This window comes from Ideonella azotifigens (genome assembly GCF_006519715.1).
Classification (GTDB): Bacteria; Pseudomonadota; Gammaproteobacteria; order Burkholderiales; family Burkholderiaceae_C; genus Ideonella; species Ideonella azotifigens.
This window is the reverse complement of the sequence record NZ_VIDT01001040.1, coordinates 1-1,388: the sequence shown is the minus strand read 5'-3', so window position 1 is coordinate 1,388 and position 1,388 is coordinate 1. Positions and strand designations below refer to the sequence as shown.

The window sequence follows — 1,388 nt, the reverse complement described above, 5'->3', positions numbered from 1 at the left end:
GCTTCTGGCAGCATTGTTCGAACTGGCGCGCCAGCCGCTCGCCGATCTGGCGCGAGCGGCCCTTGATCTGGCTCCAGTAGCTGGGTTGTATTTGCAGACGTTCGGCGAAACGCCGCTCCAGGCCACGCAAGGTGGCGGCGTCGGCGTGTTTGACAGTGCTGCGGACAAATTCGTCGAACAGGACCAGCGCGTTGTCGAGGCGAATGGCGGCCACGTCGCGGGGAAACTCCATGGCCCCGATGATAAAGCCGCCTTGCCCTGCCCACGGCCGGCAGGGTCGGCCGCTGGCGAGGCGGCCTGCATCAAAATCGCCGCATGCACGCCATTTCTTCTCTCCGACTGAAGCTCCTGAACCGTTGCTGCCTTGCGCTGACCCTGGCAGGCGCTGCGCCGCTTGTGCCGGCCGCCGGCGTTGCACCGGACAGCCGCACGCCGATCTACCTGCACCGCGCCGGTTTGGGCAATGTCGAGGGCCTGAAGAACGGCATCCTGGTCAGCGTGGAGGCTTGCCGTCTGGAGAAGAACCTGCCGCCGACACCGGCGCCGGCCAGGCTGCCATCGGACGACTACCTTGCCAAGCTGAGGGTCACCGAGACCGAGGAGTATTTCGACGGCGCCCGCCATGCCACCTACACCACCGTGCGCCGGGTCGCGGCCGATCCGGCCAGTGGCAGCTGCGCGCTGGCGCTGTTCGCCGAACGCCACGCCTGGGCCGGCGACGTGTGCGGCGAGGCAACCCTCGGTGGCTCCACGCCGCTGGGGGAGATGATCGACTACACCGCCCCGCAAGCGTCCCAGCCTGAGCTGAGCACGCAGGGCGCGGGGCGCACCGCTTGTGCGGGCAAGAAGGTCGACGCCTACGACCTCGCCGGCTTGCCGGCCGAGGATGCCGGCGGCGCCCGCTGCGTCTGGCAGAGCGACGTGCTGGCCAAGACAATGAAGACCGCCGGGCTGGCCGCCAAGGGCCATGACGGCAAGAGCCCCGAGGCGGACTACTGCCTCTACGAGCGCCAGCCGCTCTATGTGCACAACGGGCACCACGAACTGGTCGTGCTGAAAGGCTCCGGCTCGACCGAAGGCGATGTGCTGGACCAAATGCTGGGCGAGGCCAGCGCCTTCCTCAACGAGCGCCTGCTGACCATCACCGACGGCACGCCCATCCCCGCCGAGCGCTTCAGCGCAGCCGCGGTACGCAGCTTCGTGTCTCAGCCTGGCAAGACATCGTTGGCCAAGCCTTGATGGGCATAAGCTGCTGGGCTGCTCAGTAAAGGTCGCGCTTGTAGCGGCCCTGCGCGGCCAGCTCGGCCAGCGCCGGCTCGCCCAGCAGTTGCTGCAGCGCCTGGTCCACGCCCTGGCCCAGGCCTGTGAGGCTGCCGCAGACGTAAATC

At 68.2% G+C, this 1,388-nt stretch carries 1 protein-coding gene and 1 pseudogene; one reads left to right on the top strand and one right to left on the bottom strand.

Annotated elements, in window-relative coordinates:
• Positions 1–232 (bottom strand): annotated as a pseudogene (locus FKP22_RS30410) (hypothetical protein); the annotation flags it as partial.
• Positions 233–315: 83 nt separating this feature from the next.
• Between FKP22_RS30410 and FKP22_RS30405 the strand changes: the two are divergent.
• Positions 316–1,239, top strand: coding sequence for a hypothetical protein (locus tag FKP22_RS30405; RefSeq protein WP_141291931.1), 924 nt, complete (start codon positions 316–318; stop codon positions 1,237–1,239).
• Positions 1,240–1,388 lie beyond the last annotated feature (149 nt).

Excerpts from the sequence above, each read along its gene's own strand:
- FKP22_RS30405 (WP_141291931.1), top strand. The coding sequence starts at position 316 with ATGCACGCCATTTCTTCTCTCCGACTGAAGCTCCTGAACCGTTGCTGC.